Below are 20258 nucleotides of genomic sequence, written 5' to 3' on the forward strand. Positions count from 1 at the left end.
GATTGCCGTTGGTTCCAAAAGGATTGCCCCATGTTGAACAAAATTGTCTCGATGCTGAGAAACTTCCAAACCTCTGAAGCCCCCGTTTCGGACGGCTATCGGCCGATGGAGGTTGCGATCGTCGGCATGGCCTGCCGCTTCCCGGGGGCTGAGGATTACACGCAGTTCTGGGACAATCTGCGTGCCGGCCGCGACAGTGTGGGCGAGATTCCGCCGGAACGCTGGGATTGGCGCGCGTTCTGGGGCGACTCAGTGGTCGAACCGGGCAAAACGCGTGCCAAGCATGCCGGGTGCATCGACAATGTGGCGGACTTCGATCCGCTTTTTTTCGGTATCTCGCGCGCTAGCGCCGAAATGATTGATCCGCAGCAACGGATCATGCTGGAGCTGAGCTGGGCGTGTTTCGAGGACGCGGGCATTCCGCCTTCGCGTTTGGCTGGCAGCCGCATGGGCGTGTTTCTCGGCGCATTCAATCACGACTATAAGGAGCGGCAGGAGCGAATGGCGCTCCCAATTGACGAGCATCGCTCGACGGGCGTCGCCGCCTCGGTCATCGCCAATCGGATCTCTCACTTCTATGATCTGCGCGGGCCGAGCATTGTGCTCGATACCGCCTGCTCGGGCTCGCTTAATGCCATCCACCTGGCGGTGCAGTCTCTCCGGCTCGGCGAGAGTGAAATGGCGCTGGCCGGCGGCATCAGCCTCCTACTAACCCCGACACGTCACGTCGCTTTCGCCAAAACCGGCATGCTGTCGCCATCGGGAGCTTGCAAGAGTTTCGACGACACGGCCGACGGCTACGTACGTAGCGAGGGCGCCGGCGTGCTGTTGCTCAAGCCGCTCGCGCGCGCACTTGCCGATGGCGACATGATTCATGGTGTCATTCGCGGCAGCGCCGCCAACCATTGCGGCAAGACCCATACCCTGACTTACCCGAGCGCCGAGGCCCAGGCGGAGGTGATCCGCACAGCGCTCAAGGACGCCGAGATCGACGCGGGCACGGTGTCGCACATTGAGGCGCACGGAACCGGCACGCCCAAGGGCGATCCTATCGAAATCGAAGGATTGTGCCGGGCGTTCTCCGACGATGCGGCCCGGCAGACGGGCTATTGCGCTATAGGATCGGCCAAATCCAACATTGGTCACCTCGAATCGGCGGCGGGCGTCGCCGGTGCGATTAAGGTGCTGTTATCGATGAAGGCCAGGCAACTGCCGCCGCTGTGCCATTTCTCCACAGTCAACCATCGCATCCGCTTGGATGGCTCCCCCTTTTATCTGCTCGACCGCTTGCAAACTTGGCAGGGTGTGGTCGACCCACATAGCGGCCGTCGCGTGTTGCGCGCGGGAGTCAGCTCATTCGGCTTCGGCGGCACCAATGCCCATCTGATTTTGGAGGAGGCGCCGGAGCGCGTTGAAAGCGGGCGGTCCGCACCTGCGCGTCCCGCTTACTTGATCTGTTTGTCGGCCAAATCGGAGGAGAGCTTGCGCCGTTACCAAACGGCCTTGGCTGATTGGCTCGATGACATGGGGCAGGATGTGCACCTGGAGGACATCGGTGCCGTCTTGGCGTTGGGCCGCGAACATATGCGCTGCCGCCTGGCCGTAACCGTTGGGAGCAAGGAAGCGCTGGCTGCGCGATTGCGGGAGCCGATGGCGGTCTCACTGCTGCCGGCAGCCGGCGTGGACAACGAAGCGGAGCGCCGGGGCAACGATGCGCTTGCCCGCGACATCGTCGAGATGCTGGCGCAAGCGGAACATGATCCCGTGGCATACACGTGCCGACTGGAGCATCTGGCCGTCTGCTATCGAAACGGCGCCACAGTGGATTTTGCCGCCCTGTTTACCATGCCCGCCCGCCATGTAGTCTTGCCCGGCTATCGATTTGCGCGCGAACGCTGCTGGCTGCCGGGCGATGTGCAGCCAGTGACCGCCGGGGTCGGCTGGCTGCCGCGCTGGGTGGAGGACGGGCAGCGCGGGAGTTATATCGCCACGTTCCAACCGGACGAGCCCCTGGTGCGCGACCATGTGGTACATGGCCAGCGCTGGCTGGCCGGCGCGCTACAACTCGAGTGCATGCGCGCCGCGTTCGTGGAGCGTGGTGGCTGTTCTTCCTCCTGGTCCGTGAGCGATGTGACCTGGATGCGCCCGCTCGTGGTGGCGGAACAGGCGCTGGACGTACGGTTGCAGATTGGGGAAGCCGGCGACTTTTCCATTGCCGATGCGCGGTGGGAAGAAGATGAAACGGCGTGCAGAGGGCGCATTGGACCGGGCAGCGGCGAATCGCTGGGCGAACGCCTCGATCTGGCCGCGCTGCGCGCGCGCCACATGGACGATGCGCAGGAAACAGAGCGAATCTATGAGCGTTTGCTTGGGGCTGGTCTGGCGTATGACGCTCCTTACCGTGCAATCGTCGGTCTGGCGTTCGACGGCGAAGCTTCGGTGCTGGCTCGCGTTGTCTCCGCCACGACAATGCACGAAGATTTGACGCTCAATCCCGCCGCTATCGATGCGGCATTCCAGGTTGCACTGATGCTGGCCATGCGCCAGGGCGGCGATGCGCCGTGGGTAGGGTTCGCGCTGAGCCGCTTCGACTGCGTGTCGGCGCTACCCGCCGCATTTTGGGTGCATGTCGTGCCGCGCGGCAGCGTAACGGAGGCGAGTCTGGCGTTCGACATCGACCTGATCGCCGAGGACGGCACGCGGGTAGGCCGCGTGGGTGCGTTCCAGCTCAAGCGCAGACACGGCTCGGACGATGTCGCTCCCCGCCATGGAGATGAAGAAATATCAGGCCTCATGCAGGTTGACTGGGTGCCGCTCTTGCCGTCGGATACCACAACTCCAACTTTCGCAAACGGACGCATGGCGATGATCGGTGGCGACGAAGCCAGCCGCGACGGCGTTCGCCGTTTGTACGGCGACGTGGCCTTCCTCGATATCGACGCGAGTCACGACGTCGATCGCGTGTCGCAGGCGCTGGCCGAGGCCGGCCCGATCGAGCGCTTGCTGTGGCTGGCTCCGTCCTCGCCCACCGTGTTCGACGGCGCCGCGTCGTTGGTTCAAGCGCAAGCGGATGGCGTGCTTGCGTTGCTGACAGTGGTCAAGTCGCTGCTGGCCTTGGGGTATGGTGGCTGTCGCTTGGATGTGTGCGTGGTCACGTCCGGCGCGCTGCCGATACGGACCGGCGAGCGGCGAGTGCCGGCGCATGCCGCCGTTCATGGCTTGGTGGGCACCTTGGCCAACGAGCAACCCGGCTGGACTGCGCGCGCCGTGGATGTCGAGGCGGAAAGCGCCTTACCTTTGACGCAATTACTAAGCCTGCCGTCCGATGTGCGGGGGGGCTCGTACGCTTGGCGCGACGGCGTCTTGCTGCGCCAGACCCTGCTTCCGGTGACGATGGACGGAAACGCGGCCGGCGAGAACATGTATCGCCCCGGCGGTGTGTACGTCATCATCGGCGGCGCGGGCGGCATCGGCGCCGCCTGGAGCGAGACGCTGATTCGCGAATGGGGCGCCCAGATTTACTGGATCGGCCGCCGAGCGTCGGACTCGACCATCGAGGCGAATATTGAACGCTTGGCGCGGTTCGGTCCCGCTCCGGTGTATCTGCGCGCGGATGCCGGCGACCCACTCACGCTCGGCGCGGCACTGTCCGCCATTCGTCAACACCATGGAGCGGTCAACGGCGTGATTCATGCCGCCATGGCATTGCAAAGCCGTAGCCTCGAACGCATCACCCATGACGAGTTTCGCGAGTTGCTGGCGACCAAGGTCGACACCTGCGTCAGCCTCGCCGAGGTGTTCGCCGACGAACCGCTCGATTTCGTGGCGCTGTTCTCGTCGATTAACGCCTTTATGTGCGTGCCGAATCAAGGCGCGTACGCCGCCGGCTGCGCATTCGTCGATGCCTTCGGGCGCTACCTGGAAAGTCGGTTCGCATGCCCCGTTGCGGTAGTCAACTGGGGTTATTGGGGAAGTGTCGGTGCGTTGGCCGCCTCGGAGGTTTTTCAGGCGTGGCGAGCGCGAGAGGACTTGGCGTCGGTCGAGCTGCCTGACGCGATGGCAGCGTTGTCGTTTCAATTGACTTATGCCCTAAAGCAGGTTGCCCTGGCGGGGCCGTTGAGCGCGCCGTCTTTGTTGGCGAGTCGTGAGGAGCGGATTGTCGTCAATGCCGCGCATGCCACCGACGCGCCATTGAATATTCCTCACCGCCCGATCGATGTGGCGCAAGCCCGTGGCGGGCTGACCACCCCGGACCTCGACCCGCTGTACTGCCGCCTGCTGCAGGTGAAGCTTTGCGCGTCTGGGCTGTGGTCCGAGCTGCGACCGTATTCGCTCGACGAACTGGCCGGTACATTGGCGCCCGGCGTCACGACGCGCCGTTGGCTGGCACATAGCCTGGAACTGTTGGAACGGCAAGGGTTGGTGCGCCGCGAAGGCGATGGTGAGGCGACGCGCTATGTGCTGGCGCACAGGGAGTCGGCCGAGGCCGTTTGGGCCGAGTGGGCGCGTGCCAAGGCGTTGTGGCTCGCCGATCCGGACCGGCGCGCGCAAGTGGCGCTGGTCGATGCGTGTCTGGATGCATTGCCGGCGGTGTTGAGCGGTCGGACGCGGGCTACCGATGTGATGTTCCCGGATGCGTCGATGGCTCGGGTGGAGGGGATCTACCAACGCAACGCGGTCTCGGACTATTTCAATGATGCGGTGGCGGACACGGTGTGGGCGCAGGTGTCGGCACGGCGGGCATCGGGCGGCCGGGCACTGCGCGTGTTGGAGATCGGCGCGGGCACGGGCGGGACGAGCGCGCGGGTGCTGGCGCGGCTGGACGCGGCGCGGGACTGGGTGGAGGAGTACTGCTATAGCGACGTGTCGAGGGCGTTCTTGCTGCATGCGGAAGAGCATTACGGGGAGGGCCGTCCGTATCTGTCGTACCGTTTGGTGGACGCGGAGCAGGACCTGCCGTCGCAGGGCATCGAGACAGGTCGCTACGATGTGGTGCTGGCGACCAACGTGCTGCACGCTACGCGGGACATCCGCGCGACGGTGCGCCATGTGAAGGCGGCGTTGGCGCGTGGCGGTTTGCTGGTGCTAAACGAGCTCCATGGGGCGTCGGTGTTCAGTCATTTGACGTTCGGGTTGTTGGAGGGCTGGTGGAAGTATGAGGACGCGGCGCTGCGCGAAGCGGGCAGTCCCGGATTGACGGCCCGTATGTGGCAGCAGGTGTTGGAGGACGAGGGCTTTGGTGCGGTGAAGTTCGTCTGCGTCGGGGCGCATGGTCTGGGTCAGCAAGTGATCGTGGCCAAAAGCGACGGCTTGGCGAGAGTGAGGCGCGGCAAACCGACCACGCAAGAGGCGGTGAAAGCGCGGCGAGCTGAGCCGGAACGAACCGTAGAGGCCCCGGCCAGCGATGAGGGCACGCGGCGGGAATCGATCCGCCAAGCCATTCTCGAGGTACTCGCCCATTCCTTGAAGTTCGATGCGTCCGCATTGCGTTTCGACGAGCCGTTTGCAGATTACGGCGTCGATTCGATCACTGGCGTCAACTTTGTGCGCCAGCTGAACGGTCGGCTCGGCATCGAACTTTATGTCACCTGCCTCTTCGACTACAGCACAATCGATCGCTTAAGCGAGTACATCGCCCAACAATATCAATATCCGGCAGCTTGCGCTCTCGCGTCGACGCTCGGGCCTGATCAAGATGTGGCGCGCATCGCCGATATCTTGCGCCAAGAGGCCGCGCCGGTCGCGCGCGCGCCGGACGATGATGCCATCGCCATTGTCGGAGCTAGTGGACGTTTCGCCCAATCGCGCAACCTGAATGAGCTGTGGCGCCATTTGGCCGAGGGACATGACCTTGTCGACGACGTGAAGCGCTGGGACTTGGCCGCCTACTATCCGGACGTCGCGTCGGACGACTACTGCTCGCGCGGCGCCTTCATCGACGGGATTGAAGAGTTCGATCCGCTGTTCTTCAATATCTCGCCGCTGGAAGCGACCTACATGGATCCGCAGCAGCGCCTGTTCTTGCAGGAAGCGTGGAACGCGTTGGCCGACGCGGGCTGCTTGGGTGAGCGCCAGCGCACACAGGTCAGCGTGTACGTGGGCTGCGAGGCCGGCGACTACGATAAGCTGTTCGTCAATACGCCGCCGGCGCAGGCATTTTGGGGCAACGCGCCCTCCATCGTGCCAGCGCGCATTGCCTACTACCTCGATTTGCAAGGTCCGGCGATAGCGGTCGACACCGCCTGCTCGAGCTCGCTGGTTGCCATCCACATGGCATGCCAAAGCCTGCGTAGCGGCGAAGCGTCGATCAGCCTGGCCGGTGGCGTGTTCGTTCAATCGACCCCCGACTTTTATCTGAAAGCCAATCGAGCCGGGATGTTGTCCAAAACCGGCCACTGCCATACCTTCGATAGCCGTGCCGATGGCTTTGTACCCGGCGAGGGGGTGGGGGTCGTCGTAATGAAGCGTCTGGCTGATGCCATTGCCGATCGAGACCATATCTATGGCGTGATACGCGCCTCGGGCATCAATCAGGATGGCGCCAGCAACGGTATCACCGCGCCGAGCGCGCTGTCGCAGCAACGCTTGGAACAGTCGGTCTACGATCGATTTGCCATCGACCCAGCGTCGATTCAGATGGTCGAGGCGCACGGCACCGGAACGCGCCTGGGCGATCCAATCGAATTCGCGGCGCTGTCCGCCGCTTTCAACCACTATACCGACAAGCGAGGGTATTGCGCGCTAGGGTCGGTCAAAACCAACCTCGGTCATGCGGCCACTGCGGCAGGTATGGCTGGCGTGTTTAAGATCCTACTGGCGTTGCGCCACCGCATGATTCCGCCGTCCTTGCATTTTTCCGAAGCCAATCCGACCATCGACTTCGCCGCCAGCCCGTTCTACCTCAATACCAGTTTGCGAGATTGGCAAACGGCGCCGGGCGAGAAACGCCGCGCCGCCATCAGTTCTTTCGGTTTCAGCGGCACCAATGCGCACTTGGTGGTCGAAGAAGCGTCGAACTCCCAGCGCGCGCCATCTTCGACGCAGGCATGCCTGATCGCTCTGTCGGGGCACAGCGCAGCCGCGCTGTACAGCCAGGCTGAACTGCTCCTGGATTTCTGCCGCGCCACGCCTGCGCAACCTTTGCTCGACCTCAGCTTCAGCACATTGACCGGGAGGAAACATTTCGAATATCGCCTAGCCTTGTTGGCCTCGAGCATCGATGAATTGTCGGCCGCGCTCGAAACCTGGCTGCGCACTGGGCATGCCGCGCATTGCTGGAGCTCGGCGGATGCGCGCGCGATTTCATCGCGGCAAGAGGAACGCGCCGAATGCGCGCAATGGACGCAGATGGCCGAGCGTTATTGCCAAGGCCAGCAAATTGATTTCTCCCGCATGTTCGATGGTTTGGAGTGCCGTCGCTTGCCACTGCCCGGTTATCCGTTCGCGCGAGATCGCTATTGGGTCGAAGACCTTCGTGCCGACTGGAGGCCGAGCGACCGAACGGCGCCGTCCCATCCCTTGCTGGTGGAAACTGCCGACGCAGACAGTTTTTACGCGCGCTTCGATGGAGACGAATATTTCTTATCGCAGCATCGAGTGGTAGGCCGGCGTGTCATGCCGGGGGTCGCAATGCTGGAAATGGCGGCGGCCGCGGCGCGGCGCCGCAGGACGAACGCGGATGATAAGGCGATCAGCCTGGAACATGTGGCGTGGATCGCACCGCTTGCCGTGGAGGCTCAGCCGGTCGAGGCGACGCTCGCGCTCGAGCCGCGGGCGGATGGAGAGTGGACGTTCGAAATTCGTCGCGCTCAAGCGTGTGCCGAAAGCGAAATTTATTGCCTGGGCAGCCTGACGCCGGCACCCGCCGAAGCGCCCTGCCGCCTGGATCTGGGCGCTCTCGCAGCCGGTTGCACGCTCGTCGAGCGCTCGAGCGCAGATTGTTATCGCCATTTCGCTGCCGTCGGCATTGACTACGGCGACGCTTTCCGGCGCTTGGTGCATTGGTCGGCTGGACAAGACGCCGAGGGGCGTCGCCAGGTATTGGCCAGGATCGAATCTCAACGAGATGTCGAACATGGGCTTGTTGGTTGGTGGCTCGAACCCGGCATGGTCGACGCCGCGCTTCAGGCGGCGGTGCAACTTTGGGCGGTCGACGCTGCAAGGCCGGTGGCATGGGTGCCGTTCGCCGTCGAGCGCGTCGATATTTTCGGCCGCTGCGCGCCGCGCATGTGGGCGCACGTACTCGAACACAGCGTGCCGGAGAACGGAGCGTCCGCCAAGGTGGATATCGTGCTGGCCGACGACGCCGGCGATATTCGGCTGATGCTATGCGGGTTGACGTTCCGTGTGATGGCGCAAGGGACGACGGGCGAAACCTCGCTGTGGGCGCGTGAGTGGCGCCCGTTGCCCACGCGGCGAGAAGATGCTCCGCCCGTCGCTGACAGGCTGATCGTGGCGGCCTTGGGCGAGGCGCCGGCACGTTTGGCCAATACATTGCCCGGCGTGCCTTACTTGGCGCCTTTTTCCGGGGAGGCGGACTACGAGCTGGCCGGGCTGCGTCTGATGCAAGCCTTGCAAGCGGTGGTCGCCGCCAAGTCAGGCCGACCGACGCGTGTGCAAGTGCTGACGCGCGCTGGCGACAAGACGATGGGGGCTGGCTTGTACAGCATGGTGGCGTCGGTCACACTGGAAAACCCCGGCGTGCTCGCTCAGTTGGTAGAAGTTGATGACGCCGCTTTGGCCGCGGGCATCGAGCATCGTCTGCTCGACGAGGCGTTCGCCATGCCGCAGGTGCGTTTGAGTTGGCGCGACGGCGTTTGGCGCCGAGGCTGCTGGCAGCGGCTCACCGCCGCGCGCGCGGCCCTGCCGTGGAGTGCGGGCGGCGTGTATTTGATTACGGGCGGCTCGGGCGGGATCGGCCGCATCCTGGTCGAGGAGATCGTGCGCAAGGTGGAGCGGCCGGTGATCGTGTTGGTCGGCCGTTCGGCCGCTGCCGATTGGATCGAGGCCATCGCAAGACATGCCACGGTTGAATACTGGCAGGCCGATGTCGCAGACTTCGCGGCGGTCGAGCGGTTGGTGGCTGGCATCATTGAGCGTCACGGCACGCTCACCGGCATCGTGCATGCTGCGGGTGTGCTCGACGACGGTTATTTGCTGACCAAGCGCCAAGAAGCTTTGCGTCGGGTGTTCGCGCCCAAGGTCCAAGGGACGCTCAATCTCGACCGTGCCAGCCGTCACTTGCCCCTGGAGTTTTTCGTGCTGGCGTCCTCGATCAGCGCCGAACTCGGCAATGCTGGCCAAGCGAATTACGCCGCAGCCAACGGTTTCATGGATGCCTTCGCTCGCTACCGTGCCATGCAGACCGAGCGCGGAGAGCGTCACGGCCGGACGCTGGCGGTGAATTGGCCGTTCTGGCGGGAGGGCGGGATGCGCATCGACACGGCGGGCTTGTCGCGCTTGTTCGACAACTGGGGCATGACCCCGATGGGACGTGACTCAGGTGTGGCGGCGCTTTATACGGCTATGGCTCAAAAAGAAGAGGCGCAGGTACTGGTGATGCATGGTGACCCGGTCAGAGTCCAAGCCCTGCTTGCCCGCGATGAAACGCCCGCCTCGCTCGGCGACCTGCCTGGCCAAGATGGCGAGACCTTGACCTTGCCGGTCGTGTTGGCGCAGGCCGCCTTGCTAGCAGGTGTCGAGGCGAGGGATCTCGACCCTTATCAACCGTTTCACGAATACGGATTCGACTGGTCTTTGCAGCACGAGCTGATTCGCGTATTGAGTCATCACCATGCCCGCGACCTGCCGGTTTCCATCTTTTTGCTGTCGACTTGCCTTGCCCAGGTGGCGGATGCCTTGTCGGCGGAATTGTCCTCGGATCCGCGGGATCCGGCTGTCTTGGAGTCCAGTCCCCCTATGAATCAGCACGTCACTGCCATCGATCCGGCTGCCGAGTGGTCTATCACCAATCTTCTGAAAGATCTGGTGTCTTCCGTGACGAGGGTTCCACGCGCCGAGCTTAAGGACGATTGCCATTTTGAGCGTTATGGCCTGGACTCGCTAATGGTGGTCCAGATGACCGGGCAGTTGGAAAAACAGTTTGGCCCGCTGTCCAAGACCCTGTTTTTCGAATACACCACCATAGCCGAGCTCGCTGGCTATTTTCTTGAGAGACATGGAGAAACGGTGCAGCGCTTGAACCGGGGGGCGGAGCCGAACGACGCGGCCGTACGCGAAGAAGCGCCCGCTCTCGTGAACGCGCTTCGCGTGCCCGACGAGCCCCGCGTCGATCGTCCCGCCGCCGCCGCCGCCGCCGAGGCGATCGCTATCGTCGGACTCGCCGGCCGCTATCCGCAAGCGGAGAACCTGGATGCTTTTTGGCGCAACCTGGCCGAAGGGCACGATTGCATTACGGAAGTACCGCTCCAGCGTTGGGACCATGCGCCGTTGTTCGACTCGGAGCGTGCACGCGCGGGCAAGATTAATAGCAAATGGGGCGGCTTCATCGACGGCGTGGATGAGTTTGATCCGCTGTTCTTCAATATTTCTCCGCATGATGCGGAATTCATGGACCCCCAGGAGCGACTGTTCCTGCAATGTGCCTATGAGACCTTCGAGGACGCGGGCTACGGCCGTGGGCCGCGCAGCGCGCTAGGTGACGCAAAGGGGTTGGGACACGTCGGCGTCTTCGTTGGGGTTATGTATCTGGAGTACCAGCTGTACGGTGCCCAGGAGTTGTCTCGCGGCAACCCGCTGGCGCTTGGCGGCAGCGCGGCCTCGATCGCCAATCGTGTCTCTTTCTGCTTGGGCTTGAACGGTCCTAGCCTGGCCGTGGACTCGATGTGTTCGGCATCGCTGACGGCCATCCATCTCGCGTGCCAGGCTATTCGCAACGGCGATTGCGACTCGGCGCTGGCCGGCGGCGTCAACCTGACGCTGCACCCAAATAAATACCTGACACTCGCTCAAGGCAATTTCGCTTCCAGTAAGGGGCTCTGTGAAAGCTTCGGAGAAGGCGGCGACGGTTACGTGCCAGGCGAAGGCGTGGGTGCGATCCTGCTCAAGCCGCTCGACCGGGCCTTGGCTGACGGCGACCAAATCTACGGCATCGTGCGCGGTAGTCAGATCAATCATGGAGGCCGCGCCAACGGCTATACCGTGCCGAACCCGAACGCTCAGGCGGAAGTGATCGGCGTGGCGTACCGCCGAGCAGGCATCGATGTGCGCGACATCACTTATCTGGAAGCGCATGGCACTGGCACCGCCTTGGGCGATCCGATCGAGATCGCCGGCTTGGAGAAGGTATTCCGCGCCGCGACGGATGAGAAAGGTTTCTGCGCGCTCGGCTCAGTCAAGTCCAACATCGGGCATTGCGAAAGCGCGGCCGGTATTGCCGGTTTGACCAAAGTGCTGTTGCAGATGAAGTATGGTGAGCTGGTGCCGTCACTGCATTCTCGTACATTGAACCCCGCCATCGACTTCAGCCTGTCGCCGTTCGTAGTGCAGCAAGCTCGCGCTCCCTGGCATAGGCGGCGGGTCAAGGACACGGCGCGGGAAAAGCCGCGCCTGGCCGGCATTTCCTCGTTTGGCGCCGGTGGTTCCAACGCCCATTTAGTGATTGAGGAATATCTCCCAGCGGACGAAACCCCTGCAGCGCACGCGGCGAGAATGCCAGCGCTGATCGTATTGTCGGCGGCCAGCAAGGAAGGGCTGAAAGAATTGGCGAGGCGGCATCTCGAGTTTGCCCGCGACATGAGGCAGGATGCGGCATCGCTGGTCGACCTGGCTTTCACGCTGCAACGCGGCCGAGAGCCGTTGAAAGAGCGCTTGGCCTTTGTTGCACATTCCGTCGATGAGCTGCGGCGCAAATTCGGTGATTTCCTCGAAGGCCGCGACGATACCGGCGCGCTCTATAGCGGTTCGACTCGGCAAGGTGGCCAGTCTGTGCTGTCCCTGTTTGATACCGTCGACATGGCGCTGATTCTGAAACAATGGGTGGCCGCACGGCAATACGACAAATTGCTCGCGCTTTGGACACAAGGCGCGACGATAGACTGGCAGGACGTATTGCCCGACTCCGGGTGCCGGCGCATCTCTTTGCCGACCTATCCGTTCGCCCGAGAGCGCTATTGGTTTACTGGCATTGAGCGGATAAGCAAGGGGCAATCGGTCATGCCAGTAGTCGAACGTAGGGGTTTTGATCTAATCGATCTCTCGAACGCGCGCGGAACGCGGTTCGCTGTCGATCTTTCCGGGCGCGAGTTTTTTTTCGAGGATCATGTTGTGCGAGGCCAGCGCATGCTGCCCGGTGTCGTGTATCTGGAATTGGCTCGTCAAGCGGCCGAAATGCGCGGCTTGGCAAGTGGCGTGGCCGTCAAGTTGTGCGACGTGGCGTGGCTGCGTCCGACCGTTGCAAGGGAAGGTGGCCTGCGGCTCGAAATCGATCTTGACGCGCGTGACGACGACGGCGTGGATTTCACGATCAGCGAAGTGGCGGTGCATGCGGCTGAAGGTGAAACTTTGCGGGCGAGCGGCACAATTCGCTTTGCGGATGCCAGATGCGTACCAGCATTCGATGCCGACGCCCTGATCGGGCAATTGCAAGGCCAGGGAGAGTCGTACAGCTTTGTCAGTCAGGCCGAATTCTATGCGCAATTGGCCGAGCATGGCTTGGCGTACGGTCCGGCGCACCGCTCGATCACGGCGCTGCATATCGGGCGCGATGCCGTTCTGGCCCGGATTGAGTGCCCGATAGAAGCGAGTATGGACATCGGCGCGTTCGATCTGCATCCATCCATGATGGATGCGGCACTGCAAGCTGTTCATCCGTTGCTGTCAGTCGGTGACGGCGGGTTTGCCGTGCCGTTTGTCGTCGATGAGGTCGTGGTGCATGGCGCATCCCTGGAGCACATGTGGGCCTTTGTGAGACGTGGCGCGGAGTCCGGACAGGGCTTCGTCGTCGATCTGTTCGGTGACGACGGCGAGGCGTGCGTATCGCTGGCGGGATTCAAGGTCAGAGCGTTTGGCGTGCGAGCTTCTGCTCAGACCGTCGAGGACGTGGAGCTGTTGAGCGCGGGTGTGTCGTCGCTGGCTCCCCGTTGGTCATCCCAGGCCTTGCTGCCTGAGCCGGCGCAACTGCGCGGCGAGACGATCTTGCTGCTAGGGTCTTCGCAGGAACATGCCGCGTCGTTGCGCGCGGCGGGGGCGAGTGTCATGGTCTGCGATCTTGGCCCTGCGTCGGAGGTGGAGGAGATCGTTGAAAGATTGAGTGCTTTGCCGGCATTCGACCGGTTGCTCATTTCTATGCCCGTCGGCGTTGCCACATCGATTGCCGATGAGGCGATGATCCACGATCAAAGGTTGCTGGCTGTGTATTGCCTTCGACTGGCCAAGGCGTTGCTTCGCTTGGGATATGACCGCAAGACACTGACCGCCACCATCCTGACATGGGGAGCCTTTGCCGTTGGCGGGCAGGCGTGCGCCGAGCCGGCACAGGCCAGTGTGCATGGCTTCGTCGGCTCTTTGGCCAACGAGATTCCACACTGGCAACTTAGCGTCGTGGATCTGATTAATCATGAAATGCCGGATTGGCGCGTCCTGCTCGTGCCGCCGAGGGGGCCGGGACTCATCTCTTTGGCGTATCGGCAGAGAGGCTGGCTGGTCCGCCAGCTGGTACCGTGTCAGCCGCCAGAACCGCCCGCGCCAGTCTACCGGCAAGGGGGCTTGTATGTGGTGATCGGCGGCGCAGGCGGCATCGGCGAGGCCTGGAGCCGGATGGTGATTCGCGAGTACGGAGCCAGGGTGGTATGGATTGGCCGCCGGCAAGCGGATGCTGCTTTGGATGCGAAGCTGGATGACTTGGGCCAGCTCGGTCCGCGTCCTGTTTACTTGGCCGCCGATGCGGCGAACCGCGCTGCGCTCGAAGATGCCCGCGCGCAGATACTGAAGCGCTTTGGCCGGATCGACGGACTTGTCCATTCTGCAATCGTGCTTGAGGACAGAAGCGTCGCTAACATGAGCGAAAGCCAGTTCGATGCTGGACTCACCGCCAAAGTCGACATCAGCGTGCGCATGGCGCAGATATTTGGCGCGGAGCCGCTTGATTTTGTCTTGTTCTTCTCCTCGCTCATTTCCTTTACCCGCAATGCTGGACAAAGCAACTACTCGGCTGGGTGCGCCTTCAAGGATGCGTTTGCCGAACGAATGCGCCAAGCATGGCCGTGCCCGGTCAAAGTCATGAATTGGGGGTATTGGGGCGGCACCGGAATCGTGGCCTCGTCGGCCTATCGCCAGCGCATGGAGCGTGCCGGGTTCGGCTCGATTGAGGCGGGAGAGGCAATGGGCGCGCTCGAGGAATTGCTCGGCGGACCGTTTGATCAACTGGCTTTCCTTAAGACGCTGCGTCCATTGGGCATTGAGGGGTGCGTACCCGGCGAGCGGATCGTTGTGGCTCAAGCCATCCCCGGAGATACGAGCGCCACCTTGGCGGCGCACGGCGCGGACGTTGTCGAGCGCGATTGGAATCTCGCATTGCTGCTACAACGGGAGGAGGCGTTCCGGGCTATGTCCGAGTCCTTATACTGCCGCCTGCTGCAGGTGAAGCTTTGCGCGTCTGGGCTGTGGTCCGAGCTGCGACCGTATTCGCTCGACGAACTGGCCGGTACATTGGCGCCCGGCGTCACGACGCGCCGTTGGCTGGCACATAGCCTGGAACTGTTGGAACGGCAAGGGTTGGTGCGCCGCGAAGGCGATGGTGAGGCGACGCGCTATGTGCTGGCGCACAGGGAGTCGGCCGAGGCCGTTTGGGCCGAGTGGGCGCGTGCCAAGGCGTTGTGGCTCGCCGATCCGGACCGGCGCGCGCAAGTGGCGCTGGTCGATGCGTGTCTGGATGCATTGCCGGCGGTGTTGAGCGGTCGGACGCGGGCTACCGATGTGATGTTCCCGGATGCGTCGATGGCTCGGGTGGAGGGGATCTACCAACGCAACGCGGTCTCGGACTATTTCAATGATGCGGTGGCGGACACGGTGTGGGCGCAGGTGTCGGCACGGCGGGCATCGGGCGGCCGGGCACTGCGCGTGTTGGAGATCGGCGCGGGCACGGGCGGGACGAGCGCGCGGGTGCTGGCGCGGCTGGACGCGGCGCGGGACTGGGTGGAGGAGTACTGCTATAGCGACGTGTCGAGGGCGTTCTTGCTGCATGCGGAAGAGCATTACGGGGAGGGCCGTCCGTATCTGTCGTACCGTTTGGTGGACGCGGAGCAGGACCTGCCGTCGCAGGGCATCGAGACAGGTCGCTACGATGTGGTGCTGGCGACCAACGTGCTGCACGCTACGCGGGACATCCGCGCGACGGTGCGCCATGTGAAGGCGGCGTTGGCGCGTGGCGGTTTGCTGGTGCTAAACGAGCTCCATGGGGCGTCGGTGTTCAGTCATTTGACGTTCGGGTTGTTGGAGGGCTGGTGGAAGTATGAGGACGCGGCGCTGCGCGAAGCGGGCAGTCCCGGATTGACGGCCCGTATGTGGCAGCAGGTGTTGGAGGACGAGGGCTTTGGTGCGGTGAAGTTCGTCTGCGTCGGGGCGCATGGTCTGGGTCAGCAAGTGATCGTGGCCAAAAGCGACGGCTTGGCGAGAGTGAGGCGCGGCAAACCGACCACGCAAGAGGCGGTGAAAGCGCGGCGAGCTGAGCCGGAACGTATTGTCGAGGCCTCGGTCCGTGAGGTCCAGGCCGGCGCTAAGCCTGGACGCATCAGGCAAGTTGTCAGCTCCAGCGTTGCCCAAGCGCTCAAGGTGGCCGTCGAAGCCATCGACCCGGACGAAGCGTTTGCCGATTACGGGCTGGACTCGATTACTGGAGTCAACCTAGTACGGGTATTGAATGAAGTGCTCGGCATCGACCTGTCCACCACGGCCTTGTTCGACTACGGCACGGTAAACAAGCTTGCCGCGCATATTGCCAAGGAGCATGCGCCGCAAGTTGATGCTCACTCATCTTCCTTGGCGACCTCGCAGAGCGCGCCGCTGGCGCGCGTGCAAGCCGAACCAGCCGTAGAGATGCTGACCGGCGATATCCGATCCGGTGCCAAGCCTAGTGAAATCAGGCAAGTCGTTATCGCCAGCGTAGCCAAGGCGCTCAAGGTGGCGTCCGAGGTGGTCGATCCGGACGAAGCGTTTGCCGACTACGGGCTGGACTCGATAACCGGCGTCAACCTAGTACGGGTATTGAATGAAGCGCTCGGTATCGATCTCTCCACCACTGCCTTGTTCGACTATGGCACGGTAAGCAAGCTCACTGCGCATATCGCCAAGGAGCATGCTCCGCTCGTTGCCGCTCGCACGCCGGCCCCCTTGGTTAAGGCGCAGGCCGCGCCAGAACCCATAGCCGCAGAGCAGGCTCCTCCGATATTTACCTCGGCGCTTGCGGCGACGTTGGCTTCTCCCATCGCCGTGACGCGCGAACCCATTGCGATCATAGGTGTCAGCGGACGTTTCCCGCAATCGGCGTCGTTGGATGAGTTGTGGCGAAATCTGGCATCAGGAATGGATGTCACCACGGAGGTGTCGCGATGGGATCTGTCCCGGCATGAGTCTGAGCGTCCGGCAGAACATATGCGCTGCCCCCGGGGCGGCTTTCTCGCGGACATCGACGCTTTCGACCCATTGTTCTTCAATATCTCCGGGCTGGAGGCTACCTGCATGGACCCGCAGCAGCGCTTGTTCCTAGAGGAGTCATGGAAAGCGCTGGAAGACGCTGGCTATGTCGCCGAGGCTATCGCTGGGCGTAAGGTTGGCATTTACGTCGGTTGTAGTGCCGGGGACTATCGCGGCCAGTTTGCTGCTACGCCGCCTGCCCAGGCTTTCTGGGGCAACGCCACTTCTATCGTGCCGGCGCGCATCGCTTATTTCCTGGATCTGCAAGGTCCCGCGATCGCGGTCGATACAGCTTGCTCCAGCTCCTTGGTTGCCGTTCATCTAGCCTGCCAGGCACTGTGGAGTGGCGAAGTGGAAATGGCACTGGCTGGCGGGGTGTTTGTGCAGGCGACGCCCTCGTTCCATCTTTCGTCGGAGCGCGCAGGGATGTTGTCGCCATCTGGCCGCTGCCATGCCTTTGATGCTCGAGCCGATGGCTTTGTGCCTTCCGAGGGGGTAGGCGTAGTGATCCTGAAGCGGCTGAGTGCAGCTTTGGCCGATGGGGACCACGTCCATGCTGTCATTCGCGGTAGCGGTATCAATCAGGATGGTGCCAGCAACGGCATCACAGCGCCGAGCGCCAAATCGCAGGCAAATCTGATTGAGCAGGTGCATCGGGACTTTGCCGTGCGGGCGGATGAAATCCAGCTGGTCGAAGCCCATGGCACCGGCACTCCGTTGGGGGACCCTATCGAATTCGAAGGCCTGGCGCGGGCTTTCCGCGCCGCTTCGACCGATCGGCGGGCATCTTGCGCGCTTGGTTCGATCAAGTCAAACATCGGTCATGCTGTCACGGCAGCCGGCGTGGCCGGACTCTTGAAGCTGGTGTTGGCATTGCGTCATGGCCAGATTCCGCCCGTCGCCAACTTCAAGGCGGGCAATCCGCGCATCGATTTCGAAGGCAGCCCGTTTTATCTCAATACCGAATTAAGCGATTGGCGCGTGGATGGGATGCCTCGTTGCGCTGCGCTCAGTTCTTTCGGTTTTAGTGGCACCAACGCGCATCTGGTGTTGCAAGAAGCGCCTGGCATCCCTTCTAAGCCAGGTGTGCTCGTGCCGAGATTGTTTGTGTTGTCGGCCCGCTCTAGTGATCAATTGCGCCAACAAGTGCGAAATCTGTCCGACGCCTGCCGGGCGAATCCGGCGGCCGACCCCGCGTCGATGAGTTATACCCTTCTGGCCGGACGTAAGCATTTCGAGTACCGCTTGGCCATAGTGGCCGAAAGCGAGGCCGAGCTGCTTGCCAGGCTTGAAGGTTGGTTGGTAGACGGGGAGGTTTCGCAAGCTGTTTTTGCCGGGCATTATCTGGCCCGTCATTTCGAAGCGAGCAAGGAGGGGCTGGATGAGCTGAATGCTCACTGCACGCATTATCGGCGCGAAAGCGGTCACGCGTCGCAGGTCAACTGCCTGGCGGCGCTGGCCTCCCTATATGTACAGGGCTATCACATCGATCCGCCGGCGTTGTTTGCGCCCGATGACCGTCGCAGAATGCCGCTGCCTACGTATCCGTTCGAACGTCAAGCCTACTGGGCGACAGCCATGGCAAGTGCTGCAGCCTCCGGTGTTCCGTACGATGTCGAGTCTGACACCGTGGCGGCGCTCGCCTCCCCTGTCTTGACTCACAGTACCGCCAGTGAGGCCGGGAATTGGCTCTTTTGTGCCGAACGTTGGAGTGATGCGCCCCTTCTTGAGAATCTGGATTGGCAGGAACGCGTGCGATTGCAAGCCGGCAGAACTTTGGCCGTTTTCGCCGCCGAGCGTTCCGAGGGAGATGACTTTTGCGATTTGATCGGACAAGTGTGGAGACGGGTTGGAATGACCCCTCCCCGTATCGAGCTTTTTGTTGCGGACGGCTGGGATGGCGGTGCCCTGGCGGCGGTGATGCCGGACGTGGCATTCTTCCTCGGTGCGCGTGGCGACGGCAATAGCCGGGAGGCGTTGGCCGACATGAGCACGATCTTCAAGGTCAGTCGGGAGATTATGCAATCCGCTTGGGAGCATCCGCTGGATTGCTATTACCTTTACGACGCAGCTCGCGCCGAGAGCGAGGCTGTCACAGGGTTCGCCGCGTCCGCGGTACAGGAAAACCGGCATCATGCCTGGACCGTGGTCGAGCACCAGGCTGACGCGTCGGCATTGCCCCATCAAGTGTTGCTGCAGGAGTGGCTTGGCTACGAGTCCCGGCCTGGTCAGTCGATGATCGTGCGCTACGGTGCTGGCGGGCGACAAACGCGCGACTTGGTCAAAGTGCCATCGCCTTTGCCGTGCAAATCCGGATTCCGGCATGGAGGACACTACTTGGTGGTGGGGGGGCTTGGCCCAGTAGGCGAACTGTTGTGCCGTGAATTGGTACGGACTTGCCAGGCGACCTTGGTGATTCTGTCTCGTACCGCCATGAACGACGCCATTCGCGGCCAGTGCGATGCGCTGAAATCGTATGGGGGGCGCGTATTTTATCATGAGGTCGATGTCAACGATGCGAAAGCCTTGCAAGTCACTATGGAGACGGTTGCTCGTCAGGTGGGCGAGTTGCACGGCGTGATTCATCTGGCCCGGCTGGTCGACGACGGCCTGATCGCTGGCAAGACGTGGGAGTCGTTCCGGAAAACCGTTGCCGCAAAGGTCGATGGCACCCGCAATCTTGATCATCTGACCGCACAGCAGCCCTTGGATTTCTTCATGGTGTTCTCTTCGATGGCGGCATTCGGCCTCCGTGGCGGCGCCGACTATAGCTATGCCACTGCCTTCCAAAACGCCTTCATGCGCGAGCGGGCGCGATTGCGAACCAAAGGTTTGCGTCAAGGCGCCTCTGTCGCGCACTGCTGGGGGGCTTGGAGCGTAGATCGCTACATGCCGGCCAACAGGACGATGCGCTTGGAGGAGTGTGGGCTGGATGTGATCGATATAGAAGCCGCCTTTCCCGTTTTGCATGCCTGCGGAGTCGATGGCGTATATGGCGTCTTGCGCGTCATCGACGAAGCGCGGGCCATGAGAAATATGGGCATCTCCGAACCCGATGCTCCCCGTCAGGACGATGCGCCAAGCCAGGTCTCGCTGCGCCGATTGATAGTGCGGTGGGAGGAGGCGTACCGCCAAGGGCGGCCGGTAGACCCGGCGACCTATTACGAGGCGCTGAACGGTTGCGACTTGGCTGCGCTGGACGACGAACTTGTCGACAGGCTTGATCTGCTCTTGTTCGCGGAGGAAGGGGGGGAGCTGGATTGGTCGAATACGCCAGTCGTCCATGGCGGCGCCAAGACCGTGCCTGAGGAAGTGGTGGATACCGAGACGCTGATTCAGCAGATGGTGTCGAAGGTGCTTTTGGTGCCCAAGCTCGACCTGGATGACGTGTTCCAGCGATTTGGACTCGATTCGGTGGCGGCGATGCAGCTTGCTTCCGGCATGAGTCACCGCCTCGGATACATCGTTGAACCAAAATGGTTGTTGCAATATTCGACGATTCGTAGATTGGCGGCCCACCTTAACGCCAAGCGGATATTAACCCAGCAAGGGGGCTGAGCATGGATATGTCTTGTCAACATGAGCACCCGTGCGCGATTCATTCTCCG

The 20258-nt window shown here is 62.5% G+C and carries 1 protein-coding gene; it reads left to right on the forward strand.

Annotated elements, in window-relative coordinates; translation table 11 throughout:
• The first annotated feature begins 30 nt into the window (after window positions 1-30).
• Window positions 31-20208, forward strand: coding sequence for an SDR family NAD(P)-dependent oxidoreductase (locus NKT35_RS10155; RefSeq protein ID WP_254300973.1), 20178 nt, complete (start codon window positions 31-33; stop codon window positions 20206-20208).
• The last annotated feature ends 50 nt before the right edge of the window (window positions 20209-20258 follow it).

Origin of the sequence: Chromobacterium sp. IIBBL 290-4 (assembly GCF_024207115.1) — a bacterium.
Lineage (GTDB): Bacteria > Pseudomonadota > Gammaproteobacteria > Burkholderiales > Chromobacteriaceae > Chromobacterium.

Coding starts and splice junctions, on each gene's coding strand:
- NKT35_RS10155 (WP_254300973.1), top strand. CDS start 31: ATGTTGAACAAAATTGTCTCGATGCTGAGAAACTTCCAAACCTCTGAA.